Origin of the sequence: Labrys sp. WJW, from assembly GCF_001676615.1 — a bacterium.
Classification (GTDB): Bacteria; Pseudomonadota; Alphaproteobacteria; order Rhizobiales; family Labraceae; genus Labrys; species Labrys sedimenti.
The window spans coordinates 244,287-270,671 of sequence record NZ_LYXZ01000013.1 but is presented as its reverse complement, the minus strand read 5'-3'; the positions used below and the strand labels follow the sequence as shown (position 1 = coordinate 270,671).

Annotated in this window: 24 protein-coding genes; 17 read left to right on the top strand and 7 right to left on the bottom strand. The window is 62.0% G+C overall.

What is annotated here, in order from left to right; translation table 11 throughout:
- Positions 1 to 25: 25 nt before the first annotated feature.
- Entirely contained in the window at positions 26 to 1,654 is a 1,629-nt protein-coding gene (locus tag BA190_RS08930; protein ID WP_068285279.1) for an MBL fold metallo-hydrolase RNA specificity domain-containing protein, read from the bottom strand.
- Positions 1,655 to 2,007: 353 nt separating this feature from the next.
- On the opposite strand from BA190_RS08930, the gene BA190_RS08925 reads away from it, so the two are divergent.
- From BA190_RS08925 to BA190_RS08900, 6 genes are all read left to right on the top strand, one after another.
- Entirely contained in the window at positions 2,008 to 2,235 is a 228-nt protein-coding gene (locus tag BA190_RS08925; protein ID WP_068285277.1) for a hypothetical protein, read from the top strand.
- Positions 2,236 to 2,276: 41 nt separating this feature from the next.
- Positions 2,277 to 2,522, top strand: coding sequence for a hypothetical protein (locus tag BA190_RS08920; RefSeq protein WP_068285272.1), 246 nt, complete (start codon positions 2,277 to 2,279; stop codon positions 2,520 to 2,522).
- A gap of 78 nt (positions 2,523 to 2,600) precedes the next feature.
- Complete coding sequence (locus BA190_RS08915; protein WP_068285361.1) at positions 2,601 to 3,584, top strand: zinc-dependent alcohol dehydrogenase family protein; 984 nt, start codon at positions 2,601 to 2,603, stop codon at positions 3,582 to 3,584.
- Between the two features lie 282 nt (positions 3,585 to 3,866).
- On the top strand, positions 3,867 to 4,835 hold the full coding sequence (locus tag BA190_RS08910) for an HlyD family secretion protein (RefSeq protein ID WP_068285270.1): 969 nt from the start codon (positions 3,867 to 3,869) through the stop codon (positions 4,833 to 4,835).
- Positions 4,832 to 7,549, top strand: coding sequence for a ribosome-associated ATPase/putative transporter RbbA (gene rbbA, locus BA190_RS08905; protein WP_068285268.1), 2,718 nt, complete (start codon positions 4,832 to 4,834; stop codon positions 7,547 to 7,549). The genes BA190_RS08910 and rbbA overlap by 4 nt, the downstream gene beginning before the upstream one ends.
- 1 nt (position 7,550) lies before the next feature.
- Complete coding sequence (locus tag BA190_RS08900) at positions 7,551 to 8,669, top strand: ABC transporter permease (RefSeq protein WP_068285266.1); 1,119 nt, start codon at positions 7,551 to 7,553, stop codon at positions 8,667 to 8,669.
- Between the two features lie 81 nt (positions 8,670 to 8,750).
- Here the strand turns inward: BA190_RS08900 and BA190_RS08895 are convergent, their stop codons facing one another.
- Together BA190_RS08895 and BA190_RS08890 are read right to left on the bottom strand one after the other, a co-directional pair.
- Positions 8,751 to 9,773 (bottom strand): ABC transporter ATP-binding protein, encoded by a 1,023-nt coding sequence (locus tag BA190_RS08895; protein WP_245314641.1) that lies wholly within the window; start codon positions 9,771 to 9,773, stop codon positions 8,751 to 8,753.
- A gap of 101 nt (positions 9,774 to 9,874) precedes the next feature.
- Entirely contained in the window at positions 9,875 to 10,651 is a 777-nt protein-coding gene (locus BA190_RS08890) for an ABC transporter ATP-binding protein (RefSeq protein WP_068285264.1), read from the bottom strand.
- A 344-nt stretch (positions 10,652 to 10,995) separates the two neighbouring features.
- On the opposite strand from BA190_RS08890, the gene BA190_RS08885 reads away from it, so the two are divergent.
- Positions 10,996 to 11,892, top strand: coding sequence for a universal stress protein (locus tag BA190_RS08885; protein WP_082979590.1), 897 nt, complete (start codon positions 10,996 to 10,998; stop codon positions 11,890 to 11,892).
- 169 nt (positions 11,893 to 12,061) lie between these two features.
- Complete coding sequence (locus BA190_RS08880) at positions 12,062 to 13,891, top strand: heavy metal translocating P-type ATPase (RefSeq protein WP_245314640.1); 1,830 nt, start codon at positions 12,062 to 12,064, stop codon at positions 13,889 to 13,891.
- A 53-nt stretch (positions 13,892 to 13,944) separates the two neighbouring features.
- Here the strand turns inward: BA190_RS08880 and BA190_RS08875 are convergent, their stop codons facing one another.
- Positions 13,945 to 14,373 carry an NUDIX domain-containing protein gene (locus BA190_RS08875; RefSeq protein ID WP_371260307.1) on the bottom strand — a complete coding sequence of 143 codons (429 nt, stop codon included), beginning with the start codon at positions 14,371 to 14,373 and terminating at the stop codon, positions 13,945 to 13,947.
- Between the two features lie 164 nt (positions 14,374 to 14,537).
- Here BA190_RS08875 and BA190_RS08870 point away from each other — a divergent pair, with 164 nt between their 5' ends.
- Positions 14,538 to 15,377, top strand: a complete 840-nt coding sequence (locus tag BA190_RS08870; RefSeq protein WP_068285260.1) for a universal stress protein — start codon at positions 14,538 to 14,540, stop codon at positions 15,375 to 15,377.
- On the opposite strand, the gene BA190_RS36680 is transcribed toward BA190_RS08870, so the two are convergent.
- Entirely contained in the window at positions 15,348 to 15,692 is a 345-nt protein-coding gene (locus BA190_RS36680; protein ID WP_210185275.1) for a hypothetical protein, read from the bottom strand. The genes BA190_RS08870 and BA190_RS36680 overlap by 30 nt on opposite strands.
- A gap of 84 nt (positions 15,693 to 15,776) precedes the next feature.
- Here BA190_RS36680 and BA190_RS08865 point away from each other — a divergent pair, with 84 nt between their 5' ends.
- Both BA190_RS08865 and BA190_RS36675 read left to right on the top strand, forming a co-directional pair.
- A complete protein-coding gene (locus BA190_RS08865; protein WP_068285259.1) occupies positions 15,777 to 16,424 on the top strand; it encodes a BON domain-containing protein in 648 nt (215 codons plus the stop codon).
- 72 nt (positions 16,425 to 16,496) lie between these two features.
- Complete coding sequence (locus tag BA190_RS36675; RefSeq protein ID WP_156771423.1) at positions 16,497 to 16,658, top strand: hypothetical protein; 162 nt, start codon at positions 16,497 to 16,499, stop codon at positions 16,656 to 16,658.
- A gap of 74 nt (positions 16,659 to 16,732) precedes the next feature.
- On the opposite strand, the gene BA190_RS08860 is transcribed toward BA190_RS36675, so the two are convergent.
- The gene (locus BA190_RS08860) at positions 16,733 to 17,566 is read right to left on the bottom strand and encodes a universal stress protein (RefSeq protein ID WP_156771422.1); all 834 of its coding nucleotides are present in this window, start codon (positions 17,564 to 17,566) and stop codon (positions 16,733 to 16,735) included.
- Between the two features lie 41 nt (positions 17,567 to 17,607).
- On the opposite strand from BA190_RS08860, the gene BA190_RS36670 reads away from it, so the two are divergent.
- Positions 17,608 to 17,859, top strand: coding sequence for a hypothetical protein (locus BA190_RS36670; RefSeq protein WP_156771421.1), 252 nt, complete (start codon positions 17,608 to 17,610; stop codon positions 17,857 to 17,859).
- A 723-nt stretch (positions 17,860 to 18,582) separates the two neighbouring features.
- Here the strand turns inward: BA190_RS36670 and BA190_RS08855 are convergent.
- The gene (locus BA190_RS08855) at positions 18,583 to 19,605 is read right to left on the bottom strand and encodes an AraC family transcriptional regulator (protein WP_068285256.1); all 1,023 of its coding nucleotides are present in this window, start codon (positions 19,603 to 19,605) and stop codon (positions 18,583 to 18,585) included.
- A 315-nt stretch (positions 19,606 to 19,920) separates the two neighbouring features.
- Here BA190_RS08855 and BA190_RS08850 point away from each other — a divergent pair, with 315 nt between their 5' ends.
- From BA190_RS08850 to BA190_RS08830, 5 genes are all read left to right on the top strand, one after another.
- The gene (locus tag BA190_RS08850; RefSeq protein WP_068285254.1) at positions 19,921 to 22,101 is read left to right on the top strand and encodes a TonB-dependent siderophore receptor; all 2,181 of its coding nucleotides are present in this window, start codon (positions 19,921 to 19,923) and stop codon (positions 22,099 to 22,101) included.
- 62 nt (positions 22,102 to 22,163) lie between these two features.
- The gene (locus BA190_RS08845; protein ID WP_082979587.1) at positions 22,164 to 23,300 is read left to right on the top strand and encodes an ABC transporter substrate-binding protein; all 1,137 of its coding nucleotides are present in this window, start codon (positions 22,164 to 22,166) and stop codon (positions 23,298 to 23,300) included.
- The gene (locus tag BA190_RS08840) at positions 23,297 to 24,367 is read left to right on the top strand and encodes an iron ABC transporter permease (RefSeq protein WP_082979586.1); all 1,071 of its coding nucleotides are present in this window, start codon (positions 23,297 to 23,299) and stop codon (positions 24,365 to 24,367) included. The genes BA190_RS08845 and BA190_RS08840 overlap by 4 nt, the downstream gene beginning before the upstream one ends.
- Positions 24,364 to 25,203 (top strand): ABC transporter ATP-binding protein, encoded by an 840-nt coding sequence (locus BA190_RS08835; protein ID WP_068285252.1) that lies wholly within the window; start codon positions 24,364 to 24,366, stop codon positions 25,201 to 25,203. The genes BA190_RS08840 and BA190_RS08835 overlap by 4 nt, the downstream gene beginning before the upstream one ends.
- Positions 25,200 to 26,264 carry a siderophore-interacting protein gene (locus tag BA190_RS08830; protein WP_068285250.1) on the top strand — a complete coding sequence of 355 codons (1,065 nt, stop codon included), beginning with the start codon at positions 25,200 to 25,202 and terminating at the stop codon, positions 26,262 to 26,264. Before BA190_RS08835 ends, BA190_RS08830 begins: the two co-directional genes overlap by 4 nt.
- Positions 26,265 to 26,385 lie beyond the last annotated feature (121 nt).

Sequence of the window (26,385 nt, the reverse complement as noted above, 5' to 3'; positions counted from 1 at the left end):
TCAATCAACTTTTCTGGAAAACGCTCTATGAAGGGGCGTCCTCCTTTGCCAATGCCCTTCGCAAGCGTCGGATGATCACGCGCCTGGCCCGTTCGTCCGCCGCCTGCGCCGTGGTCTGGCTGATGTCCAACAGGAGCTCGGACAATTCGTTGTTCCAGTCGAGCCGCCCGGAATTCTCCGGCGCGATACGTGGCGGATGCGGCCGGTCGAGACACTGCCCAGTTCCCCCATCCAGCAAAAAGACCTCGTCGATCGATGGCACCACTACGGACAACCCAGGCTGGGCACCCGCCAGACTGTTCTTGAACGCGGCGATGGCCTCGCGCTCGCCATGGGTCAGAAAGACGTTGCCCGCGACAGGCAGCCGCGCCTGCAGCCATGACAGCAGTTCTCCTGCATCGGCATGGCCGGAATAAAGATCGATGGATCGGATGCGGGCGCGGACCTCCACCTCCTCGCCCATCAGCCGCACGCGGGAGGTGCCGTCGAGAAGGAGACGGCCGAGTGTGCCCTGGGCCTGGTAACCCACGAGCAGGACCGTCGCCTCCTCCCGCCACAGCCAATTGCGAAGATGGTGACGGATGCGCCCCGCCTCGCACATGCCGCTGGCGGCAATGACGATGTGGAAATTACGGAAGCGGGAAATGGCCTTGCTCTGCTCCACGCTCTCGGTGAAATGAACATTAGGGGCCTGCAAGGCCGAGGTCAGGGCCTCGCCGCTGGGCATCTGGTTGACATATTTCGCGAATACGCCGCTGGCCGCGGTCGCAAGGGGCGAATCGATGAAGATCGGCGCCCTCGGCAATTCATTCGCATTCATCAGGCTGACCAGATCGACCAGCAGTTCCTGCGTTCTTTCGACGGCAAAAGACGGGATCAGCAAGGCCCCGTTCGAGCGCGCGGCCTCCTTGACCTCGCGGCTCAGCAGGTGCCGTCGTTTTTCGGTCGAGGCATCGGCTCGATCCGTATCACCATAGGTCGACTCGCAGACGACATAGTCGCAACCTGCAGGAGCTTCGGCATCGGCCTGCAACAATTTATGGCCGGGCCCGAGGTCACCGGAAAACAGCAGTCTCGTGATCTTGCCGGCCTCGTTCGCGATCTCGACCTCGATCGAAGCCGAGCCCAGTAAATGGCCTGCGTTCCAGAAGCGAGCCCTGATCCCGTTGGCGATGCGAAGCCAGGTCTTGAAGGCGGCAGGCCTGAAGAGAGCCAGCGTGGCAGTGGCATCCTCCACGGTGTAGATCGGCGTAACGATCGGCAGGCCACGACGCCGGTTGCGCATATTGAGTTGCTGGACCTCCGCCTCCTGGATATGGCCCGAATCCGGCAGCATGACCGAGCACAGGTCGAACGTGGCCGCCGTCGCGAAGATCGGTCCGGTAAAGCCCTCCCGCATGAGCTTGGGCAGCAGGCCGCTATGATCGATGTGAGCATGGGTCAGAAGAACCGCACCGATGCTGGAGGCCTCGAAGGGAAATGGGCGGTAATTGAGTTCCCTCTCGGTCTTGGATCCTTGGAACAGACCGCAATCAACCAGAACCCTGGCCTTGAGCGTCTCGATGAGGAAGCACGACCCGGTTACAGTCTGTGTGGCGCCGAAAAAGCTGAGGCGGGGAAAACTCTTGGGACCCGAGGAGGGAGCCTCCGACATGTCGCTATTGCCCTGTTTTTCAAATACCCGAAGAACGTAGACCCCCATCGGAACACGGGTCTTGCGGTAGATCAAAGCAACCCGGACTGAACAAAGCCGGGCGGCCGCCTTTATCTCGACACGCCGCCTCCGTGCTGCCTGGCAAGGGCTACACGCCGGAATCGCGCAGAACGGCGCACAGCCTTGACGCAGATCAACGTCGGTTTCGTCGAAGGCATCCATAGTGAACGAAACCAGAGGTCATCCCTGTGCCCCCGGCGTAGGAGACCTGTCGAGATCGGTAGGCTGGATGTCGTCATCCTTCTTCCCATGACGCAACAGAGGCCTGAACAGGCATTTCCGGAGAGCGCGCGGTGAGTGGCGGTTTGATCGAAGTGACGTCCAACGGGGAGCGATACGCCATAAACCCCAACCAGGTGAAATATATCAGCCTCGACGGTGACGGAACGTCCTATGTGTCATTTGGAGAACGACACGGCCTGACGCTCAACATCCCCTACGCCGAACTGATCACGCGACTGAATGACTGGATGCGACGAGAACCCGACATCGTGCCGATCGGATTGCCAGCGGCCGAATGAGCCGGGCGATTGCATGGTGGCCATCCGAAGGAATGGAGGCAATGAGCATGGCACGGCAAAAGTTGCCCGCGGTGCGATTGGAGCAGCTGTGTCTGCAAGAGATCCGCAAGATAGCCGGTCTGCATGCGACACAATCGGTGGCCGTCAAGCCGATGCGCTCCGGTGAACATTCCGGAAGGCGCCCATGGACTGTCGCTGACATCGAGCCCGATCCAGGAGGCGTGTTGACCTGGCAGCAAGCATTGAATGCCGTCCTGCCGCTACAGGGCAAATATGATCTGGAATGAAACCCAGGGGGTATCGGGCAGTATCGACCAAAGTCGACATTCGCATACATTTCCGCCTCCCCGATCATGGACGATGCAATGAAGGCCATGGTGCTTCATCAGACGGGACAGCCGCTCCGATTGGAGGTCCGTCCCGATCCAACACCGTCTTTCGGCGAAGTCAGAGTGAAGGTCGAGGCTTGTGGCGTCTGCAGGACGGATCTGCATGTGGTCGACGGTGAACTGCCCGACCCGAGAACACCGATCGTCCCCGGACATGAGGTGGTTGGAATCATCGACTGTGTCGGCAAGGGCGTGACAGGGCTGGATATCGGCACGCGCGTGGGTGTTGCCTGGCTCGGGCACACATGCGGCCGCTGTCCCTATTGCAGGTCCGGCCATGAGAACTTGTGCGATGAGCCCGCCTTCACCGGCTATTCGCGCGACGGGGGATTTGCCACCCATGTCCTGGTGGATGCGGCCTTCGTCTTTCCCCTGCCACGATGCGAGGATCCTGTCGCCACGGCTCCCCTGATGTGTGCCGGCCTGATCGGCTGGCGCTGCCTGCGTATGGCCGGCGACGCACAGCGCCTCGGTCTCTATGGCTTCGGAGCCGCTGCCCACATTCTTGCCCAGGTGGCCCGCTGGCAGGGGCGGGACATTTTCGCTTTTACGCGACCGGGCGACGACAATGCCCAGACGCTTGCCCTCTCGCTGGGCGCGGCCTGGGCGGGGGGATCCAACGAGCTTCCGCCTCAGCCCCTGGATGCTGCCATCATTTTTGCCCCTGTCGGTGAACTCGTACCCCAGGCGCTGCGCGCTGTCCGCAAGGGCGGCAAAGTCGTCTGCGGCGGAATCCATATGAGCGACATACCGCAATTTCCCTACCGTATCCTGTGGGAAGAACGGCAGCTCGTTTCAGTCGCCAACCTGACACGGGCCGACGCCGAGACCTTCCTGGAAATCGTGCCGAAAGCGGGTATCCGTACAACGGTCACCACCTACGCTCTGGAGCAGGCGAACGAAGCGCTGGCGGATCTGCGAGCGGGGCGTTTTCAAGGCGCAGCAGTCCTCGTGCCCTGATTCCATCCCAGCGCGGCCGTTCCTGCCGATCGGTTTCGACTCCGGCTCCCGACGACATGCAAACATCCTTGCGCCGAGCCGGCAAGACCGGCCGCCAGAACCGGTTCGCGTGCAAACGACCGGCGTTTGATCTGCATCAACCGGGTGCCGCCCAACTGAAGGTAACGAGGATGGATAGGCGCCCGCCGGCGCACAATTCATTCAGGAGCACATTCGTTGCGCCAGCCCCTTCGACTTTGTGTTCTCGCCGCTGTTGTGGCCGCCGGATGCACGACAAGCGGCATGTCCTTGGCCGCCGACCAGAACGCCAGCATCAGTGACCGTCTGCGCAGCCTATGGAACGGGAATGGCAAGGACGCCTTGCCCGCCGACATCGCTTCCTCGAACGGACGCATCGAAGCCGAACACGTATTGGTCGCAGCGAAATTCGCCGGGCGCGTGGCGCAGGTCCTTGTCGAGGAAGGACAGACTGTCGAGGCAGGTTCCGTCGTCGCCCGCATGGACGTCTCCGACTTGCAGGCCCAGCTCACCGGCACGCAGGCGCAGGTCCGGCGTGCCGAAAAAACCATCGCCGAGGCCGAGGCCGCGCTGGCGCAACGCGAAAGCGAACTCGTCCTCGCCCATCAGGAACTTGACCGCGCCTCCACCCTCGCCGCACGAGGGTACGGCACGACGCAGCAACTGGACCTGCGGCGCAGCCAGCTCAATGTCGCGGAGGCGGCAAAGAAGGCCGGCATCGCCAATCTCGATGAAGCCAATGCGGCGGCAGATGCCGCCCGGGCAGAGGTTGCCCGCGTCAGCTCGCTCGTCGACGACGCCGTTTTGACAGCGCCACGACGCGGCCGCATCGAATATAAGCTCGTCCAATCGGGAGAGGTCGTCGCAGCCGGTGCGCCGGTCGTCACTCTCCTCGACCTGTCGGACGTCTACATGACGATCTTCCTGCCCTCGCGGGCCGCGGGACGCCTGGCCCTGGGCGACGAAGCCCGCATCATCCTCGACGCGGCCCCCGACTATGTCGTACCGGCCACCGTGAGTTTTGTTGCCACGGATGCTCAGTTCACCCCCAAGGCGGTCGAGACGGCCGATGAACGGGAAAAGCTGATGTTCCGCGTCAAGCTGAAGATCGCACCGACACTCCTGAAGCAATACGAAGCTCGGGTTAAGACGGGCATACGCGGCGTCGCCTATGTGCGGACCAGCCAGATGGTGGCCTGGCCGGACCGGCTTCTGGTGAAGCTGCCGCAATGACCGAGCCTGTCATCGAGCTGCGCGACATCGTCCATCGCTATGGACGGCACCACGCCCTGAGCCATGTTTCCCTGGCCATACCCGCCGGCTGCATGGCTGGCCTGATCGGCCCCGATGGCGTCGGCAAATCGACCCTGCTTGGCCTCGTGGCGGGGGTCACTCGCCCCCAGCAGGGCCAGATCCAGGTTCTAGGGGGCGATGTTCGTTCCACCGAACAATTGCGCCTTAATCGCTCGCGCATCGCCTATATGCCCCAGGGCCTCGGCCGCAATCTCTATCCGACCCTGAGTGTGGCCGAGAACCTCGACTTCTTCGGCCGGCTTTTCGGCCAGGGCTCGAGCGAACGCAGCACGCGTATTGCACAATTGCTGGAAGTGACCGGCCTTTCGGCATTTCGCGACCGGCCGGCGGCCAAATTATCCGGCGGCATGAAGCAGAAACTCGGTATTTGCTCTGCCCTGATCCACGACCCCGAACTGATCATCCTGGACGAGCCGACGACCGGCGTCGATCCATTGTCGCGGCGCCAGTTCTGGCGCCTGATCGAGCGCCTTCGAGAGGACAGCCCTCGCCTGAGTGTTCTGGTGGCAACCGCCTATATGGACGAGGCCGAGCATTTCGATTGGCTGGCAGCCCTGGATGCAGGGCGCGTGATCGCGCAAGGCTCGCCGAACGACATCAAACGACAGGCCAATGCGCCGAGCCTGGAAGCCGCTTTCGTTGCTTTGCTGCCCGACGCCGGCGGCAAGCGCGAGCTGGCGATTCCTCCGCGCCCGGCTGCCCCGGAAGATGGCCCGGCAGCGATCGAGGCTTCCGGCCTCACCCGTCGGTTCGGCGATTTCACGGCCGTCGACCACGTCAGCTTCCGCATCGAAAAGGGCGAGATCTTCGGATTTCTGGGCTCGAATGGAAGCGGCAAGAGCACCACCATGAAGATGCTCACCGGGCTTCTGCCCGCGAGCGAAGGCGAGGCGCGCCTGTTCGGCCGCCCTCTGGATGCCGGCGACATGCAAACGAGGCGCCGGGTCGGCTACATGTCCCAGGCCTTCTCCCTCTATGGCGAACTGACGGTTCGCCAGAACCTCGTCTTGCACGCCCAGCTCTTCGGTCTCACGCGTGCTGAAATCGAACCACGCGTGGCAGAAATGCTCACCCGTTTCGATCTCCAATCCGTCGCCGACACCGGCCCCGAAAGCCTGCCCCTCGGCATCCGTCAACGTCTGCAGCTCGCCGTTGCGGTGATCCATCGCCCCGAAATCCTGATCCTGGACGAACCCACGTCGGGGGTGGACCCGGTGGCGCGTGACGGATTTTGGCGCTTCTTGCTGTCGCTCTCGCGCGAGGAAGGTGTCACCATCTTCCTGTCCACGCATTTCATGAACGAGGCTGAGCGCTGCGACCGCATCTCCTTCATGCATCAAGGCAAGGTGCTTGCAGTCGGAACGCCGTCGGACTTGAAGGCAGACAGAGGCAAGTCGAACCTGGAGGACGCCTTCGTCGAGGTGCTCGAGCAGGCCGGCATGGCGAGTTCGATCGGCAAGGCTCGGACGCTGGCTCCGGCCAGGGCAGCATCCACCAGGCCTAGGCGGCTGGATGGGCGTAGACTATGGGCCTATGCCCGGCGCGAGACGCTGGAGATCATGCGTGACCCGCTGCGCCTCGCCTTCGCTCTGATAGGCCCGGTCCTGCTCCTGCTCACTTTCGGATACGGCATCTCCTTCGACGTGGAGAAGATCCCCTACGCCGCTTTCGATCAGGACCAGTCCGCACAGAGCCGGCAGTTGCTCGAGAGCTTCGAGGGTTCCCGCTACTTCGCCCAGCAGCCCGCCATCCGGTCGGCTGAAGAGCTCGAAACCCGGATGCAGAGCGGGGAGCTGAAGCTGGCGATCGAGCTCCCATCCGGATTCGGCAAGGACCTGACGCGCCAGCTCACCCCGCAAATCGGTGTCTGGCTGGATGGGGCCATGCCCTTTCGCGCAGAAACCACGCGCGGCTATGTCACGGGACTGGCAACGGCCTACCTCACCGATGCCGCAATGCGGCAGGGAGGGCGAGCGGCCCCCCCCTACCCGATCGGGATCGAGCCGCGTTTTCGCTACAATCAGGCATTCCGGAGCGCCAATGCCATCGTTCCGAGCGTGATCGTGCTGATCCTGGTACTCATCCCCGCGGTGATGACGGCCTTGGGCATCGTCAAGGAGAAAGAAACCGGATCGATTGCCAATTTCCAATCGACCCCCGTCACCAAGATCGAATTCCTTCTGGGCAAGCAGTTACCCTATGTCGCAATCGCCTTCATCAGCTGCCTCACCTTGATCACGCAGGCTGTCTATCTCTTTCAGGTCCCGCTGCGCGGGTCTCTCCCCACCTTGCTGGCGGCGTCTTTCGCCTATGTGCTGGCCACCACCGGCTTCGGCCTGTTCGTATCCAGTTTCGTGCGCAGCCAGGTTGCGGCCATCTTCGCCACCGCCATCATTGCGATCATTCCCGCCGTCAACTTCTCCGGCCTGCTCGTGCCTGTCTCCTCCCTATCGGGTGGAGGGCGCCTGATGGGTCTTGCCTTCCCGGCCGCCTGGTATCAGCCCGTCAGTGTCGGCGTGTTCGCCAAGGGGCTGGGTTTTGGGGACCTCTGGCCCAATCTCACCGTTCTCCTGCTGTTTGGACTGGTCTTCATCGCAGCCTCCGTGCTCGCGCTACGCAAAAGGGGGGCCTGACATGGGCCGTCTCACCACGATATGGCGGCTCGGCATCAAGGAGCTATTCAGCCTGAAGGCCGACCCCGTTCTGGTTGCCCTGATCCTCTACACCTTCACCTTCGCCGTCTACACGGTCGCCACAGGCGCTACCTTCGAGGTGCAGAATGCCTCGGTCGCCGTGGTCGACGAGGACCGCTCCTCCCTGTCTTTTCGCCTGCGCGACGCCCTGCTCAAGCCCTTCTTCGAAGAACCCGTTCTCATCGATGCCGATGACGTCGATCGCACGATGAATGCCGGGCGCTTCGTATTCGTCGTCGAAATACCCCCGAATTTCGAACGGGATGCCTTGGCCGGGCGTCATCCGTCGGTCCAGCTCAACATCGACGCAACGGCCATGTCCCAGGCCGGGAACGGTGCCTCCTACATCCAGGCCATCCTCTACGAGGAAGCACGCAAGGCCCTGCCCAGCGCCGACAATCCGGCCCCGGTCGACCTGGTGGTCCGGGCCAAGTTCAATCCCAACCTGCAATCGGCCTGGTTCACGGCCGTGATGCAGGTGATCAACAATGTCACGATGCTAGCGGTCATCCTCACTGGCGCCGCGCTGATCCGCGAAAGAGAACACGGCACGATCGAGCATCTGCTCGTGATGCCCGTCACCCCATTCGAGATCATGCTGGCCAAGATCTGGGCGAACGGGCTGGTTATCGTCGTCGCAGCCAGCCTCTCGCTCCTGATCGTCGTCGAGCGCCTTCTGGGCGTTCCGGTCGCAGGATCGCTCGGCCTGTTCGTCGGGGCGAGCATCGTCTATCTGTTCTCAGTCACCGCGCTGGGCATCCTGATCTCCACAGTCTCCACCTCGATGGCGCAATTCGGCTTGCTGGTGATGCCGATCCTGATCGTCATGAACCTCCTGTCCGGGAGCACGACGCCGATGGAGAGCATGCCCGAATGGCTCCAGACCGCCATGCAGTTCACTCCCTCGCCGCATTTCGTCAGCCTGTCCCAGGCCATCCTCTATCGAGGTGCCGACCTCACCATCGTCTGGCCCCAGCTCGTGGCCTTGACCGTGATCGGCGTCGTCTTCCTCTTCATTGCGAGCATACGCTTTCGCAAGGCGCTGCTGGCGGCTCAGTAAGGCACTGCGACCACACGGTCGGCCGCATCAGGCGGGCGAAAACGATCTGATGCTCTGTTCGGCGAGCCTCACCGCAGCCCCTCATTCCCCGACTCCTCCCGCGATCGCCCCGAGCTTCTGGGCCTCGCACAGAAGGCGATATTTGACCCGCGTCGCCTGCAGATCCCGATACCAGGTGACAAGATCGCCCCACGGATCGTTGATCCTGCTTAGTCCCGAGAGGAAGGCGACCACCGTACCTATCTCGATTTGCCCGATAACGACGAAATAGCCTCCCAGCGCCAAAATCGCCGTCACGCCGAGCTGGGTCATCAGATTCATCAGGAAATTCATGGAGAACTTGAGCTTGTAGATGGCCATGTTCTGCATGAATATCGTGTGGGTGCGCGTGTGCTGACGGCCGTCTCCGTCAATTGCTCCCCCTGCGCCCACGATTGCGCCGCTCATTTCACGCAGCACACCGACCCTCATCTGCACCCGCCGGTTGATGGCGTTCTGCATGAGCGGCACGAAACCGATCTGCGGAAAGAATACGAACACGACGAGGAGCGCCATCAATGGCTGCAGATAGAGGAGATATCCAACGACGGAAATCAGGACTCCGGCCTGCAATACAGGCTCCGAAAAAGCCTCGCCCACAAATCCGCCGAGCGGATCCGCCTCCTCCAGAACGATCGAAAGCTGAATGCCTTCGGTCAGATCCGGCACCGGCGTGATCGTACCGCCCTCTCCCGTCACGAATACGGACTGGCGCAATGCCCGGACGGCCCTCTCGCCCACCCAGTTCCTATAGATGTTGAGGCACAGCTTCACCAAGCCTTCCGCGATGCTGATGCCCAAATAAAGGCCGGCCAGCATGAGGATAGGGCGATAGATCCCGCCGCGAAGCGCATCGTTGACGACCCGCCTTTGCACCTCGAGGGAGGAAGTGCCGACCGCGAACAAAAGGATCGACAGAACCGTGATCCACAATTGATGGGCACCGCTCACTCGCCAGATGAAGCGATACAGACTGCGTGGCATGCCCCCGTCCTCATCGACGTTGCCTCGGCCGGATTCAGCGGCATGGCCTGGGCTTTCCATCTGCAAATGTGCACCAGACATAGGCGAGCCCCCTGCACGGATGATTGATAGGCCGTCACCGGCAGTACGATGCGGCGTTCGATGAAAGGCCTCTCGCCTGTCCAGGCATTGGCGCCAAGAGGTCAGCCGAAAGCCGCCTGGCCACGCGCCCCATGGAAATAGGCTTTGACCCAGGGATCTTGAGAGAGGAGCATCGCCTCCAAACCGCCGCTGGCGACAATCCTGCCCTTCGCCATCGCTACAATCCGGCTGCACACATTGCGCAAGCTGTCCAGGTCGTGGGTTACCATGAAGGTCGTCAGCTTCATGGTGTGATGCAGAACGGAGACCAATGCGTCGAAATCGCCCGCTCCGATCGGATCTAGGCCCGAAGTAGGCTCGTCCAGAAAGACGATTTCTGGATCGAGAGCCAGAGCTCGAGCCAGCGCGACGCGCTTTGCCATACCACCGGAGAGTTGAGCAGGGTATTTGTCGGCAGCATCCACCGGCAACCCCACCATCTTCAATTTGTACATGGCGAGTTCATCCATCAGGTGGTCTGAAAGATCGAGAAACTCGCGCATCGGCAATTGGATGTTCTCCCTCACCGTCAGGGAAGAGAACAAGGCCCCCTGCTGAAACATGATTCCGCATCGAAGGCCCAGATCCCGTCGCCCTTCGGCATCGAGCGCGTCGAGATTGAGTCCCAATATCTCAATGCTGCCGGCCCGCTTGGGCACCAGCCCCACGATGCTTCGCAACAGGACGGATTTGCCCGAGCCGGACGCCCCGATCAAACCGATGATTTCGCCTTCACAAATATCGAGGTCGACGTGATCGAGAACGATCCTGTCCCCAAAGCCAACCACGAGATCGCGCACCCTGATGGCGACCTTGGCCTGCGGCTTGGACTGGATCATGGTTCTTCCTCGACGACCGCAAACCACAACGCCCGGAGTGCGACGACTCCGTCGGCCTGACAACCCGTGAGGACCTCCGACCAAGGCCAGCCATGGGCGCCAGCGACAAGACGCGTCAATCTTGGTGCACCTGCCTGTTTAGGGCTGGAACGCGGGCTCGGCTTTGATTCAGCGCAAGCTCTGCAGCTCCGGAGCTTCCGGATTGGCGCTGAGAGCCGCGATATTTGACCTCCGGATATTTCCCTTGAGCCAGATCAACGCAATGAAAGCTCGAAGAAGCAAGGCTGGCATCATTCCGCTCGGGGCATGCAGAGAGCGTGGATTCCCGTAATCAGGAGGGTTCAATGAAAGCCGACATTTCCTCGACCCAGCCACTGGAAGCCAGAGCCTCCGTTCGCCCGGACAATTACAAAACCATTGCCGTCCACCTCGATGGCAGCGAGGAGGACGAAGTTCGCCTCTCCCATGCCGAAATGCTGGCGGCGACTTTTGACAGCCATCTCACCGGCCTTTTCACCAGCCTCTTGCCCGATATTTCAATTTATGCCGGCGAGATGGGTACGGGCGTCAGCATGGACATGGTGGACCAGATCCAGCAACGCGCTACTGCCGCGATCGAACGGCTGCAGCCGCGCTTCGAGCGCCTTTCCGTCTCCAGCGAAATCCGGCGCATCGAGGATGCCGCGGGATGGTTATCCTCCCTTCTGGCAACGCAAGTCCGAACCACCGACCTGTTCATCGGCAGTTGCCCGCGCAAGGACGAGGCAGACACCGATTGGAGGCATTTGATCGAAGCGATATTGTTCGAAAGTGGCCGGAGCGTCTATCTGGCGCCGCCCGGACAACAACCCAGGCAGCCGATCCGGACCGTGCTCATCGGCTGGACCGATACCAAGGAAGCCAGCAGGGCCGTCGCGGAGGCGCTCCCCCTCCTCAGGCTGGCATCGCTTGTCAAAGTCGTGACCGTCGAGGAGGAAAGGCAAAAAGCCGACCTCGATGAGGATGTGGGTCTGGCGGATATTGCGACCTATCTGGTACGGCATGGTGTGGAAACGGTGGTGGACGTTCTTCCCCTTACTGAGGACGTGACGAGTACACTCCTGCAGGAAGCGCACCGCATCTCAGCGGATCTGATCGTTACCGGCGCTTACGGGCATTCGCGCCTGAGAGAATGGATCATGGGCGGCACAACCGTTGAACTCGTCGAGAAAACCGATGTTCCGCTCCTGATGGCTCACTGACGGAGACATTCGAAAGCCGGCATTCAGTGCAACCGGTGCTGTTTTCCGATGCCTCGATCCGGCTTCGCCTGCAGGCCACACCATGGTTCACGACCTCTCCTTAACCGCACGACGCACCGCAGATACCAAGGAAGCGTCTGCCCCGCCGACAAAGCCCGACCTGCCTCGGATGGCTTCCGCAGCACTCGCGGCGCTTCCCGCGGCTGCGCTGCCAGCAGGATTGGTTGCTTTCCTACTGGAGCGTTTGCAGGTCGCGCACATCCTATGGCTAGCCGGCACCGTACCGGTTCTGATCGTCCTTGCGATCACCATCCTGCGCGGCCTGGTGCGAGGGAATGTCGGGCTGGACATCATTGCGGCTCTGGCGATGGCGGGCGCCATCTGGGGCGGCGAAGCCCTGGCCGGCGTCGTCATCGCCTTGATGTTTGCCGGCGGCCAGGCCCTGGAGCAATTCGCGCAGGGCCGCGCGAGTTCGGCCATGACGGCCCTGCTCAGCCGGGTCGCTCGCAGCGCCCAGCTTTATCAAGGTGATCATCTCCAAACGGTGCCGATCGAATCCCTATTGCCTGGCGATCGCATCCTGGTGCGCCCCGGAGATGTCCTGCCCACCGATGGTCTGCTGATCGGGCCTGATGCGACCTTGGACGAGTCGGCCCTTACCGGGGAAGCCATGCCGGTGCGAAGGCTTGCCGGCGATGCCCTTTCGAGCGGAATCGTGAACGCGGGGCCCGCCTTCGATCTGCGGGTTTCCATGCCTGCACGAGAGAGCACATACGCCGCAATCCTCCGCCTCGTTGAGGGTGCCCGTCAATCCAAGGCCCCCATGGCACGGATGGCCGATCGTTATGCCATCGGTTTCCTCATGCTGACCCTGGGGTTGGCCGGGCTGGCTTGGTGGATCTGGGACTCTCCTCACCGCGCACTCGCAGTCCTCGTCGTGGCCACCCCTTGTCCGCTCATCCTCGCAGTGCCGGTTGCCCTGGTCGCCGGCATGTCACGCTGCGCCAAGCGCGGCGTAATGGTCAAGACCGCTGGTACACTCGAGACATTGGCCCGGATCCGCACCGTATTGTTCGACAAGACAGGAACGTTGACACACGGCTATCCGTCGATCGCCCGGATCGAGCCCGAGCCATCCGTGAGCGTTGAGCAACTCCTGCGCATGGCCGGCTCGGTCGGTCAAGCCTCTCATCACGTCATGTCGCAGGCCCTGGTCGAAGAAGCACGCCGGCGCACTATCGACCTCATTCCACCGGATGAAGTCCATGAGAGCCCGGGAAACGGCGTGGAAGGATTTGTCGAGGAAGCTCGCATCCGGATCGGACGCCTGGACTTCGTCGAGCCTGATGCTGGGGCCGAGAAGACTTCATCGGTGCCGACGGGCCATGCTGCACTCCACGTTTCCTCGAACGGACATTATGTCGGCCGGGTTCTGTTCAAAGACGAGCTGCGCCCCGATGCATATTCGACCCTCGATGCATTTCGTACCAGTGGGATCGAGCGCATCATCCTGCTGACCGGCGACCGCGCCGACATCGCCCGACCCCTGGCGACGTTGCTCAAGCTGGACGATGTCATCGCAGACGCAACGCCGCAGGACAAGGTGGCTGCCGTAGCGGCGGAAAGGCGCCACGCCCCCACGATGATGATCGGAGATGGCATCAACGATGCCCCCGCTCTCGCTTCCGCCGACGTGGGCACCGCACTCGGGGCAAGGGGCGCCGTCGCCGCCTCCCAGGCGGCCGATGTCGTGGTGCTGGTCGACAGGATCGAACGTGTTGCAGAAGCGCTCACCATCGCACACCGCACGCGTCGGATTGCCCTGCAGAGCGTACTGATCGGCATGGGGCTCTCGCTGGTCGGCATGGTAAGCGCTGCGTTGGGGTATCTCGATCCCGTAGCTGGCGCCTTTCTTCAGGAGGCGATTGATCTCGCCGTCGTGCTCAACGCTCTGCGGGCCTTGCGACCGGCATCGCCGGCCACGAACCGGCCGGCCTGACAGACCTGTCTCGACGATTCATTCCTTCGAGACATCGATCTGAAAAAACGCGGTCACCTCGGCGCAGAGTGGCGGTCATGCCCGAGTTGCTCTGCCAATCGTTCGAGGAAAGGCCGCTGAGCAGGCAGGATCTTGCTACGTCCCTCCGCCATCGCGAACCACTGCGCCTTGTCCACCTCGGGAAACTGCATGAGGCGCCGACTGCGAGGCGGCCACTCCATCTCGAACATAGTGCTGCGCAGTTCGCCGGGATCAAAATCACCTGCCACCGCCCAGGCAACGATGCGCTTGCCGCTGGAGTAATGGATTTCACCCAAGTCGATCGGCACAGCCTGGGGGCATGGCATCTCGAGTTCTTCCTCAAACTCACGCAAGGCAGCGCAGTAAGCATCCTCACCGACATCGTATTCCCCTTTGGCGATCGACCAGGCCTGTTCATCTCGTTTCGCCCAGAACGGCCCGCCGGGATGAACGAGAAGAATTTCAATGTCGCGGTCGTTCGCCTTTCAACCGATAGAGCAAGATCCCGGCACTCTTCTTCGCCATCGGTTCATAGGTCCTTTGCGCAAGATCAACGACATCTGCCACGGATCCGCTATCCCTTTGGGCAACAATGACTTTTTCATCCCATACGCGGAGCGGAAACATGACCTATACCAGCATGCTGGTCCATGTGCAGGATAACAAGGAAAGTGACGAAAGGACCAAACTCGCGGCAACGCTGGCTTCGCGGTTCAACGCCAAACTCATTGGCATTGGTTGCGTACCCGCAATCGATCTTGCGGCGAGGGAACAGGTGAAGCCGGTTTCTCTCGGCCACGATCCCGCCATTAGCCGCCCGGTCCTGCCTTGGTATGGCGACGAGGACCTGGAGCCTCGGTTCAGGGATGCCGCGGTTTCCAATCGCGAGGACTTGGAATGGCAGACCAGCATGCAGTTTCCGGCCGACGCGCTGTATCATGAAAGTGCCAGGGCCGATCTGATCGTTGTGGGACAGCGCCGCCACAACCCGCCCAATCTGCCGCACCTGGCGCTGGATCCGGCAGAGGTCGTGTTTCGCTGCGGCCGACCGGTTCTGATCGTGCCACCCAGCCTCTCGCAACTGGCGGCGGACCATGTCCTCGTGGCCTGGAGCAACACGCGCGAGGCTCGCAGGGCTGTCATTGACGCCCTTCCATTTCTGCGGGAAGCATCGCGTGTCAGCATCGTCGAGGTCGTGGAAGAAAGCGGCCGGGACAACGCTGCGCGGCGCGTCGATGCCGTCGCGGAGTTCCTCAGGCTTCACGACGTCGAAACACATGCACAGGTTCTCGAAACGGTCGACGGCACGGTTTGCGAGACCATTCTTGTCCATGCCGAGCGGCAGCATGCCGACTTGATCGTTGCCGGAGGCTATGGCCATGCTCGGGCAAGGGAATGGATGTTTGGCGGCGTTACCCACGACCTCCTGCATTCTTCAACCAAATGCTGCCTGCTGAGCCACTAGGGTTCGCCGCTCCCTGCTTTCGGGAAGTCGTCGAGGCTGGCCCTTCTTCGACGGCACACTCACATCCGAGGCGGAGTCTGGGCCGATATCCGCAATCCGGACACCTTCGCAGGCATCAACAAATAAGTATTCGCAGCGGAATTTGCTTCCTGTGCCGATCGTCTTGATAGAAATCAACGTGCCCATTCCCAGCATGTGATGAACTTCAAGTACCGGCAACCTCGCCAGGTTCAATGGAGGCCAAATCCTCGAACGCGCATTGCCAGTGACTGCGTCCAGGCCTTCACCCAGCGTCGCTCGGACGATCGAAGTCAAGAACGCCGCGTGGGCGCCGCTTCCCGGGCTTCCGGTACACTTGTCCCCGGTACTTCGCACGACACATGAAAATGGAGAGAAACGATGAATGACAAGGTCTTGCGTCAATCGATCATCGACGCCCTCGACTTCGATCCAAGCATTGATGCAGCTCGTATCGGTGTTGCAGTCGAAAACGGTATCATCACGCTAAGCGGCCATGTCGGCAGTTATGCCGAGAAGATTGCGGCCGAAACATTGGCGCGCCGCATCAAGGGCGTTCGTGCAATCGCCGAGGAAATCGAGGTCCGCTACCCGGATCACAAGAAGACAGCCGACGACCAGATCGCGTCGAGGGCCGTTTCTGTCATCTCGTGGGACGCCATGGTTCCCGAGGGCGTCGTCAAGGTGAAGGTCGAGAAGGGCTGGGTCACCCTCGCGGGCATTGTCGACTGGCAGTTTCAGCGAGAAGCCGCCTATCGCGCGGTTCGCAAGCTCTCCGGCGTACTGGGCATAACCAACAACATTGAGGTCAAGGCCCGCGTGCAGGTTCCAGACGTCGAGGCCAAGATCCTGGCCGCGCTCAAACGGGATGCCGAGTTCGAGGCCGACGGGATCAAGGTGAATGTCATCGGCGACAAGGTGATCCTCGACGGCAAGATCAAGGCGTGGCATGAGCGGCAGGTTGCCGAACGCGCAGCGTGGTCAGCTGCCGGCGTTCGCAGCGTCGAAGACAATCTGCGCGTCGCCTGACGACGGACACAATACCGGTCTTATGGCCCCTGAAAGATCACGTCCGCCTCCCTCATTTGGAAGAGCTCCTTGATGAGGAGGCTGGACGTGATCGTGCCGTTTCGGCTCGTGGGCAAAGAAGATCTCATGATCCGGGCTGGCCTGGAAGGTGGGCATCATTACTGGGACTTGGCTATCGCCTCTCGTACGCTGAGCGTATCGGCCCATCTGGAGCCGGTTCGGCACCATGGCTGAACCACGCTTGTACTCGAGGAGAGCGGTTCAGCCTCGCTCGACCGGGGGGCCGCAAGGGACTCCGGGAGAGAATTTCAATTGCTGAGCAACAGGCAGGTAGAGCATTTCTTGAGCATGTCGTGCGTTTCGCCGCCAATCGTCCAATCATGCAGGCGGGCATGGATCCGGGCCCCCATAACGATGAGGCCAGACTGGTTCGCGGTGGCAAAACCCATGATCTGCCGTGCAATTGACCGCCCGTCGTCCTCGATGATGACAGATCGGGACATGATGCCGTGATGCGCAAGAAAGCACTCTATGTCGCTCGTCTGCTGCAATGCCGTCGGACGTTGTTCGCCTCCCACAACGTTGATGACGCTCACATTTTTCGATTTGCCCAGCAAGGGCAAAGCATCGAGAATGGCACGGCGAGCCTCACGACAATCCTTCCAGGCAATCACGGCATGCGAGCCGAGGGGACTGGTCTTGACCGATGCCGGCACCACCAGCACGGGGCGCCCCGCGCAAAAAATCAGCTTAGCTGGATCGATGGCGTGATACGGCGAAACGTCGTTCCCCATCCGACCGACCAGAATGATATCGGCGGCGCGCGCCACGCCAGCCACGAAATCATTTGGATTGTCGATGGAGCTTCGCCATTCAAGGCGGCATTGATGGTTCTGCACGACACGATGAAATAGGTCCTTCGCGCAGCTCAGGTTGGCCTCGGCGCGGTCGAGATTGGGACCGCTATCCGGGCTGATGGCAAATGAGTTCTTTTCAGGGAGCACAGCCCACGGCTGCGCGGCGCTTGCCGACACCCCGATAAGTCTAGCCTCGAAATGTCTCGCGACTTCGCAGGCAAGATCGATACGAGCAGCATTGTAGCCGCCAGTATCGACATACACCATCACCGCCGAGTATCTCATCGAGCCCTGCTCCTTTTCGGCAAACTCTCAATATAATTCGAATGCTGATCTGGACATTGACAGGCATCAAGAGAAACGGCGTGCACTTTGAACAACAAGCAGCTCTGCTCATTTCGGAATGGAAAACGAGCCGGCGATTGCCGGACGCCTTCAATTTCGCCCGAGCACAGGCCCCGATTAGTTACTCTCGACGCCAGGAGGTAGCCTTCATGACCATCATGGTTGATCCGCCTGCGTGGCGGGCGCTCGAACGCAAAACGCCACCGGGGTGGTTAGACCCAGACGGCGATTGAATTATGACAGAACTGGTTGCGGGGGCAGGGTTTAATCACTGCTTGCGATCATTGGAGGTCTGCCGCCACGTACTAGACAGTCTATTTGCCGATGATCCTAGTGGCGTATTTCGTACGGCAGCATAGTTCTCTCATATGCTGGCATCGAATGTGCCGATGCGCCTTTCCCTACCAACCGCTTCAACTGTACGGCTACGATTGTTGGATATTCCGAACACCCAACGGAAGCGCAAATTCGGGTTGTCGTGCCGCAGCGAGCAATAACCTACGCGGGGTGGTCTAACGATCTCCGGCCTGCGGTGTCCCTACAAAACATGTGCGTCAGTAAGCGCTCAGGGAAGCGGGCCAGATGTCCTTCGCGGGACGAAGGATGAGGAAGAGCGTGCCAGGACTCGTGTCGACCATGGCAACGTGGAGAAAACACTGTTTAGATTGCTCCCCTCATTCCAATGCCCCACCCCGGGAGGGTCAAAAGCACCGATCCTGAAGAGAAGCGAGGCCTCGAAAGGCATCGAGCCCGCCTTGGTAATGAAGCTCGAAAGCGCCATGCTTCAACACGCCGAATAGAGAAGTCCAGGCATTTGCCACGCGACCGCTCGATCCATCGCATCAGAAGCGGGAAGTCCCGCGACAGGTTGGCGTATGTGGCACCAGAGGGATGGGTCACCCGCTCGCGTCCCCAGCTGAAACATCGCGTCGATCAACCGCCTTGCATCCGACTCCTTAATGGGCTCGTCGCTTAGCCAATACATCGCGTGGGGCAAGACCGAATTGTCGCCGGAAGGCCGTGGCAAAATTGGCCGGGCTGGCATAGCCGGCCAACTCGCTAGCCTCCTGCACGCTCTTTTCGCCCGAAAGCAAGGCGATGTGGGCGTGTTCCAATCGGATGCGTCGCACATAGTCGAACACGCTATGACCCTCGCTCAACCGGAACAGTCGCTGCAATCCGCTGGCGCAGACCCCCGCCTCCCGGGCAATCGCCTCGATGCTGAGCGGCTCGGCCAGATGCCCATCAATCAGATCCTTGGCGCGTTTCAGGCGAACGAGGTCCTGACGGGCCAAAGTGCTGCCGACCGGCCTGCGGCGATCCGTCTGCGTCGCCGCGGCGATGGTTTCTGCCACGATCTCCACGGCGCGCCCCTCCAGATAGAGATTGCGCAATTCTGGCGCGAAGGCCGTCGGCGTCATGACCTGTCGCACCAATTCGGCCAGGCGCGGCGTTAGTGTCCAGCGATGCTCACCGAGATGATCTTTCAGCAGGCCACCGACAAAACCTTCGCCATGCGCTGCTTCGAGGCCTTCGACCTGCAGCCATTCCGGCGAAGCGGACACCACCAGATGGCGCACATGCTGGCGTTCCCGTGAGATCCTGCGGAAGATCTCAGCAGTGGTGCTCATGATGGCCACGCCCTCCATCGCTCCGCGCGGACCGCCCCGGAACTCGAACCGACGGTCGCCGATCCCCAGTCCGACCTCGCCGTCCACAAAGAAGATGCAGGACAGACCCGGCTGCAAATGCGAGGTGACCGTGAACGCGTGCTCTTCGACCACGTCGCCGCCATGCAGGAATAGGCCCGGACGTAATTCCCGATGCATGAACTCGCCTTCGATCAGGATGTCGTCCATAGAAAGGCGGCTGTCGGGGCTGTCGAGAGCAACCCGCTCCCGTTCGAGGAAATCGCGCACGCGAATGGCCTTGAGCTCGCCGCCGGTCGCCTGGCCACGCCGGCTTGAAACTGCGCTCATCGGCAAAGCCCTTCCATCTGCGTTCGGCATCCCCCTACCCCGAGGTTGGGGTTTGAGACGCAGCGATCATCCGTCACCAAAAATTTCATCGGCGCGCAAAGATCTAAGATCGTTGCGCAAAGACCTTAACATTGCCAAGCACGAAACAATGCCATAGCCGATAATTTAACTCATATGGTAAGTCAATTCCCTGGACCGCGCATGTTTTTGAATAGATCAAAACTAGAATATAGTCGCAGCGTTACCAGAGAATCGTTGCGAAATTTAAAATCTAGAATCAATCTAGACTGCACAGGAATTGTATTGCAACTGCGTATGGTTACAAACGTCTCCGGGTTGGCGCTTGCCATCGCTCTGCTTCATGGCGCAACCGCACCGGCTGCTTGGGCGCAGCAGAACGCAGCAGCAACGTCACAACCGATCGAGCTCGATCCAGTGATCGTCCAGGCGACGAACGGCCCGAGTGGCGAGCGGAGCGTGGTGGCCAAACGCAACAAGAGCGCATCCAAGACCGATACGCCCCTGATCGAGACGCCGCAGGCGGTCAGCGTCGTCACGCGCGGGCAGATGGATGCGCAAGGCGCCAATACGGTGGCCGAGGCATTGCGCTACACGCCGGGCGTGATGTCGGACCCGAACGGCAACGACATCCGCTATGACTGGCTCTATATCCGCGGCTTCAATACCTATGCCACCACCTGGCTCGACGGCCTCGTCCTCCCCGGCGACCCCAGCGGCTACGCCAACCCTGCCATCAATCCCTACACACTCGACCGTGTCGAGGTGATCAAGGGACCAGCCTCGGTGCTCTATGGCCGCACCGTGCCGGGCGGCTTCGTCAACCAGGTCAGCAAGCGTCCGCTGAGCACTGCCCGACGGGAAGTGTCGCTGCAATCGAGCGCCTTCGGCGGCATCCAGGGTGCTTTCGACTTCACCGGCCCACTCAGCGAAGACGGTGCCTGGTCTTACCGGCTGATCGGCCTGGGCAAGAATCTCAACACCCAGATCGATCATGAGCGCGATCGGCAATTGCTGATCGCGCCGAGCCTGAGCTGGCGCCCCGACGAGAAAACCACGCTGACACTCTACGGCTACTATCAAAATGACAGGCCCATCTTCAATCCGCGCTTCTATCCGGCCGTCGGCACGCTGAAGCGCAATCCGAAGGGCCAGATCCCGCGCGATCTCTTCCTGGGGGAACCGGATTGGGGCCATTTCCACCGCGACTATTTCCATCTGGGCTACGAGTTCGAGCATCGCTTCGACGACACGTGGACGGTGCGCCAGAACCTGCGCTTCGCCCGCTCCGACCAGAGCATGAAGCTGGTGCTGGTAAACCCTGCGTTCGCCTGGCAGCCCGACGGACGTACCCTCAACCGTGTCACCGCCATGTCGCAGGACACACTGTCGGCCTTCACCGTCGACACCCAGGTCGAGGCCAAATTCGCCACCGGGCGTTTCGACCACACCGTGCTGGCGGGCCTCGACTATGTGCACGGCACCTCTTCCACCAATTTCGGCAATAGTGGCTCGATACGGCCGATCGACATCCTCGATCCCGTCTATGGCAATGGCCCGTTCCCATTGGCACCGCTCCAGCGATCCGGCATGCAGAAGCAGGATCAGGTCGGCATCTACGTCCAGGACCAGATCCGCTATGAGCGCTGGGTCGCGACGCTCGGCCTGCGCTACGACATCTCGCAAATTCACACGACCGTCCGCCCGCCGGGGAAGTACAGGACCTACACGACCAGGGACCGGCAGTTGAGCGGGCGGGCCGGCCTCACCTATCTGTTCGACAACGGCCTGGCGCCCTATGTGAGCTATTCGACTTCCTTCCTGCCCTTGCTTGGAACCAGCGCTTACGGGCAACCTTTCGAGGCCTTGACAGCGGAGCAGTACGAAGCCGGCTTGAAATACGAGCCCCCCGGCGGCGGGGGCATGGTGGGCGCTTCGGTCTTCCAGCTCACCACCGACAACTCACTGTCCTCCCTCGGAGTGGCGGGTTCTGTCCAGAACGGCCGCCAGCGCGTGCGCGGCATCGAACTGGAAGGCAAGTATGATTTCTCCCCGCAATTCCAGGTGATGGCCTCCTACGCCTATTCGGACTCGAAGATCCTGTCCTCCACCAATGCGGTGGAGCGCGGCCGGGAAATGCTGCGTCTGCCCGAGCATCAGGCCAGCCTGTGGGCCCTCTATCGCCCCGCCTTTACGCCCGGCCTTTCGCTGAGCGCCGGCATGCGCGCCACCTCTTCCTACCAGACCGACGTCACCTACTACCGGGACTTGCGAATTCCAGGCCGCATGCTGGTCGACCTCGGCGCCGAATATGATTTCGGCACGCTACGCAAGGAGCTTCAGGGCACGACCTTGCGGGTCAACGCCACCAACCTGTTCGACAGGACCTATGTCTCGCACTGCCTCAACCGGACCGGCGGCAGCTGCAATTACGGCGCGGGGCGCGCGATCACGGCGAATCTGAAATATACATGGTGATGATCGTAAAATTCTTTCGCACTGAACCGCAGGCTAGGGCCGCCGCCAGGATGGCCGGATCTATGGCTCTCCTCCTGCTCGGCGGGTTGATCCTGGCCACGATGAGCCTGGTATCCATTGCGCGGGCGGATATCCGGCTGACGGACGCCGCTGGACGCGAAGTCCACCTGCAACAGCCGGCCAAGCGTATCGTCACCAATGACAGCCTTGTCCTGCTATCGCTGGCTCTGGTCGATCCGCAGCCGATCTCCAAGCTCGCCGGCTGGGCCGCGCCACAGCGTTTCGACCGCGGCCTTTACGATGCCTTCCACCGCCGCTTCCCCGAGATCGACGACATTGTGGTGGTCGGCGCGGTTTCGCCCGCCAACAGTTCAGTCGAGGCGATCCTTGCTGCGCAGCCCGATCTGTTCGTCATCAGCATCTGGCAACCCGATTGGGAGGCTATTGCCACCAAGCTGGAGGCTGCCGGCGTGCCGGTGATTTTTCTCGATTCTCCTCGAAACAAGGGGCAGACGGCAGGCGAGGTGACCATGGCCTCGATCCGCCTGCTCGGCAGGGCAATTGGCCAGGAAGCCCGCGCCGAGGCCTTCGCAGCCTTTCTGAAGGTCCATTACGACCGTATCGCCCAGCGGCTCGAAGGCGTGAAAACGCAGCCCCGAGACACCTGGCCGCAGCTCCTCATCGATGCCCATGCCGGCCTGCAATGCTGCTCCATCCCTGGCGCGGACAATCCCATCACGCATGACCTGGCCTTTGTCGGCGGTCGCGTGCTCGGCGCCGACATCGTCCCCGGCTATGATGGCCAGCTCAGCCCGGAATATGTCCTGGCCGCCGATCCCCGGATCTATATCGGTACCGGCGGCTCGCATCTGGCCAAGCGCGGGGGCCTCGTTCTCGGCGCCGGAATCGAGCCGGAGGCCGCCCGTGCCTCCTTGCGTGCCGTGGTCCGGCGCAATCTTCTCGGCGAACTCAGCTCCGTGCGCGAGGGTCGCGCCTATGGCCTGTCGCACCAGGTCGCCATTTCGGCCTTGAACATCCTGGCGGTCGAATGCCTGGCCAAATGGACGCATCCGGATCTGTTCGCCGATCTCGATCCGGCGCAAACCCTGGCCGAGATCAACCAACGTTTCCTGGCAGCCCCGGTCGAGGGAACATTCTGGATCGATGCGGGACCTGTGGCGGGTCCGTCGACGCCATGAGCCCCGTCCCTTCCGCCGAGAACTCCGGTCGTTCTGCCCTCACCGACTATCGCGCGAGCCAGCGCCGCCGGCTGCTCCTGGTCCTCGCGCTGATCGCGCTCGGGCTCGCCGCTTTCTCGATCGATCTCGTCGTCGGCGCCTCAAGCGTCGGCCTACGCAACACGCTGGCCGCCCTCTTCGGCACGGACGAGGTCACTCGCTCCGTCCGGGTGATCGTCTGGCAGGTCCGCCTGCCGATGAGCGTGATGGCGCTGCTGGTCGGCGCCGCCCTCGCCTTGGCGGGAGCGGAGATGCAGACGGTCCTCGGCAATCCCCTCGCCGAGCCGTTCACGCTCGGCGTGTCCTACAGCGCCGCTCTCGGCGCGGCAGTGGCGATCGTGCTCGGCCTGTCCTTGCCCGGGCTGCCCGCAAGCTGGATGGTTTCGGCCAACGCCTTTCTGTTCGCCGTCCTCTCGCTGGGAGCAATCCATGCGCTTGCCCGCTGGCGCGGCGCCAGCCCCCAGACCCTAATCCTGTTCGGCATCGCCATCGGCCTGTCGGCCGAAGCCTTGCTGTCGCTGCTGCAATTCATGGCCTCCACCGATGCCCTGCAGCAGCTTGTCTTCTGGCGCATGGGCAGCCTGGTGCGCGCGGATGCCGCCACCACCTTGATCCTGGCAGTCGTGCTGGCGGGCAGCATTCCCTTCTCTCTGGCCGCCTCCTCGCGCTTCACACTGCTGCGTCTCGGGGAAGAACGCGCCCGCAGCCTCGGCGTCGACATTGCCAGGCTGCGCCTAGGATCGCTGTTGCGCGTCGGCCTGCTCTCGGCCACTGCGGTGGCCTTCGTCGGCGTGATCGGCTTCGTCGGCTTGGTCGGCCCGCACATCGCGCGGCTGCTGGTCGGAGAGGACCATCGCTTCCTGCTGCCCGCCAGTTTGGCGGTGGGAGCGCTGGTCATGCTGGTCGCCTCCATCGTCACCAAGCTGATGATACCCGGCCTGCTCCTGCCCGTTGGCGTGATAACGGCGCTGATCGGCCTGCCGGTGTTCTTCACCCTGGTGCTGCGGACGCTTGGGAAAGGCCGATGAAAACGGATCATACCCCGGCGCTCGTCGTGCGCGGGCTTCATGCCGGCTATGGCGGGCATGACATCATCACCGATCTCACCTTGCCGCCCCTGCAGCCAGGACGGCTGGTGGCGCTGGTCGGCCCCAACAGTGCCGGAAAGTCGACCCTGCTGCGCGCCATGGCCCATCTCATTCGCATGCGCGGCCAGGTCGCGCTGGGCGAATGCGACCTCACCCACATAAGCGCCGCCGCACGGGCAAGGCTGGTCGGCTTCATGCCTCAGGCTCTGCCGCTCGACGTCTCCCTCAGCGTGCTCGAAACGGTGATCGCGACCCTGCGGGTCGCCCAGGCCGGCGAGGCTACAAGCTCACATGCCGAGCGGGCGCTGGATGTCCTTACCGGTCTCGGCGTGCCCTATCTCGCCTCCCTGCCACTCGATCGGTTGTCCGGCGGACAAAAGCAGGTCGCGAGCCTGGCGCAAGCCATCGCCTGCGCGCCGCCCGTGCTGCTGCTCGACGAGCCGACGAGCGCACTCGACCCGTCCCGGCAATATTTCATCATGCGCAGCATCAAGAACTATGCTGCGGGCGGGCGCATCGTGGTGGCCGTGCTGCACGATCTCGCCTTGGCGGCGCAATGGGCCGATGACCTCATCGTCATGCGCCAGGGCAGGCTCCATGGCGCCGGGCCGCCCGACGAAATCCTCACCCAACGCATGCTGGCCGATGTCTACGACGTCGCGGCGCGAGTGGAACGTTGTTCGCAGGGACGGCTGCAGATCATGGTCGACGGTGTGGTCGAGCGCAGTAGCTCGGGCTCCGTCCCGGCCCATCAACACCAGAAAGCAATCCCATGAAGCGTTTTGTCGCCCAGGCCCGTATCGAATTGCCTGATCCCCAAGCGGTAATCGTGCCGCTCTGCGAGCATTTCATCGAGCATGGTGCCGAGGTCGAGCACCGCGACGGCGCTCATATCCTCAATTTCCGCGGCGCCCGGGCACGCTTTTCGAACACCGGCGCGGCCACGCTGGTCGACACCGAGGCGGAGAGCCTGGAGGAGCTCTATTTCATCCGTCAGGCTGTAGCCTCGCATATCGTCGAATTTGCCCAGGGCAGGCGGCCTGCCATCGCCTGGACCGGGGATGGCACGGAGATCTCACGCCCTCCCAACTTCCAGATCTTCCGGGTGATCGGAGTGAAGGACGTGACGCCTCACATGCGCCGCATCACGTTCTCCGCCAGTGACGTCTCGCGCTACCAGTCCATGGAGGCGCTGCATCTCAACATCCTCGCGCAGCACCCAGACCTGCCCGAACCGCAATGGCCGAGCGTCGGCCCGGACGGACTGATCCATTGGCCCAATCCCGATCGCAAACCCACCTTACGCAAATATACCGTGCGCTCGCTCGACGCCGCAGCGGGCACGCTCGATATCGATTTCGTGCGCCATGCCGATGCCGGCCCGGGCTCCAGCCTGGCGGAGAGCGTGACGCCAGGCGAGGAAGTCGGGGTTCTCGGGCCGGGCGGTGGCGGCCTGATTGAGGCCGACTGGTATCTGTTCGCGGGTGACGAGACCGCGCTCCCGGCGATCGGGCGTATGCTCGAATGCCTGCCTGGGAGCGCGCGAGGCAAGGTTCTGATCGAGGTTGCCGACAAAGGCGAGGTGCAGCAGTTCGATTTTACCGCGGCCATCGAGATCGAATGGCTGTTCCGCAACGGCGCGCCTGCCGGCACCACGAACCTGCTGGTAGATGCGGTCAGCCGTACCGCCCTACCTGGCGACGGTTCCCGCCTCTATGCCTGGGTGGGCTGTGAATATCAGGCCTTTCGCACTTTGCGCGCGCAGCTCCTGGGCGAGCGCGGCCTGCGCCAGCACAAGCATCTCATCGTCGCCTATTGGCGCAAGGCCCAGGAATGAGCCACGACCAACAATTGGTTCGAGCAGACAGCCTCGCGTGCATACATCCGGGATATCTGACGAGACCGTCGGGTGAATTTTTTCGCGACCTGGTAAAAGTGAGATCTGATCCTGTCCTCCG

Bases quoted from the DNA above. Each gene is read 5' to 3' on its own strand.
- BA190_RS08930 (WP_068285279.1), bottom strand. From the start codon at position 1,654: ATGTCGGAGGCTCCCTCCTCGGGTCCCAAGAGTTTTCCCCGCCTCAGC.
- BA190_RS08920 (WP_068285272.1), top strand. From the start codon at position 2,277: ATGAGCATGGCACGGCAAAAGTTGCCCGCGGTGCGATTGGAGCAGCTG.
- BA190_RS08915 (WP_068285361.1), top strand. From the start codon at position 2,601: ATGAAGGCCATGGTGCTTCATCAGACGGGACAGCCGCTCCGATTGGAG.
- BA190_RS08910 (WP_068285270.1), top strand. From the start codon at position 3,867: ATGTCCTTGGCCGCCGACCAGAACGCCAGCATCAGTGACCGTCTGCGC.
- rbbA (WP_068285268.1), top strand. From the start codon at position 4,832: ATGACCGAGCCTGTCATCGAGCTGCGCGACATCGTCCATCGCTATGGA.
- BA190_RS08900 (WP_068285266.1), top strand. From the start codon at position 7,551: ATGGGCCGTCTCACCACGATATGGCGGCTCGGCATCAAGGAGCTATTC.
- BA190_RS08895 (WP_245314641.1), bottom strand. From the start codon at position 9,773: ATGTCTGGTGCACATTTGCAGATGGAAAGCCCAGGCCATGCCGCTGAA.
- BA190_RS08890 (WP_068285264.1), bottom strand. From the start codon at position 10,651: ATGATCCAGTCCAAGCCGCAGGCCAAGGTCGCCATCAGGGTGCGCGAT.
- BA190_RS08885 (WP_082979590.1), top strand. From the start codon at position 10,996: ATGAAAGCCGACATTTCCTCGACCCAGCCACTGGAAGCCAGAGCCTCC.
- BA190_RS08880 (WP_245314640.1), top strand. From the start codon at position 12,062: ATGGCTTCCGCAGCACTCGCGGCGCTTCCCGCGGCTGCGCTGCCAGCA.
- BA190_RS08870 (WP_068285260.1), top strand. From the start codon at position 14,538: ATGACCTATACCAGCATGCTGGTCCATGTGCAGGATAACAAGGAAAGT.
- BA190_RS08865 (WP_068285259.1), top strand. From the start codon at position 15,777: ATGAATGACAAGGTCTTGCGTCAATCGATCATCGACGCCCTCGACTTC.
- BA190_RS36675 (WP_156771423.1), top strand. From the start codon at position 16,497: ATGAGGAGGCTGGACGTGATCGTGCCGTTTCGGCTCGTGGGCAAAGAA.
- BA190_RS08860 (WP_156771422.1), bottom strand. From the start codon at position 17,566: ATGAGATACTCGGCGGTGATGGTGTATGTCGATACTGGCGGCTACAAT.
- BA190_RS36670 (WP_156771421.1), top strand. From the start codon at position 17,608: ATGCTGATCTGGACATTGACAGGCATCAAGAGAAACGGCGTGCACTTT.
- BA190_RS08855 (WP_068285256.1), bottom strand. From the start codon at position 19,605: ATGAGCGCAGTTTCAAGCCGGCGTGGCCAGGCGACCGGCGGCGAGCTC.
- BA190_RS08850 (WP_068285254.1), top strand. From the start codon at position 19,921: ATGGTTACAAACGTCTCCGGGTTGGCGCTTGCCATCGCTCTGCTTCAT.
- BA190_RS08845 (WP_082979587.1), top strand. From the start codon at position 22,164: ATGGCTCTCCTCCTGCTCGGCGGGTTGATCCTGGCCACGATGAGCCTG.
- BA190_RS08840 (WP_082979586.1), top strand. From the start codon at position 23,297: ATGAGCCCCGTCCCTTCCGCCGAGAACTCCGGTCGTTCTGCCCTCACC.
- BA190_RS08835 (WP_068285252.1), top strand. From the start codon at position 24,364: ATGAAAACGGATCATACCCCGGCGCTCGTCGTGCGCGGGCTTCATGCC.
- BA190_RS08830 (WP_068285250.1), top strand. From the start codon at position 25,200: ATGAAGCGTTTTGTCGCCCAGGCCCGTATCGAATTGCCTGATCCCCAA.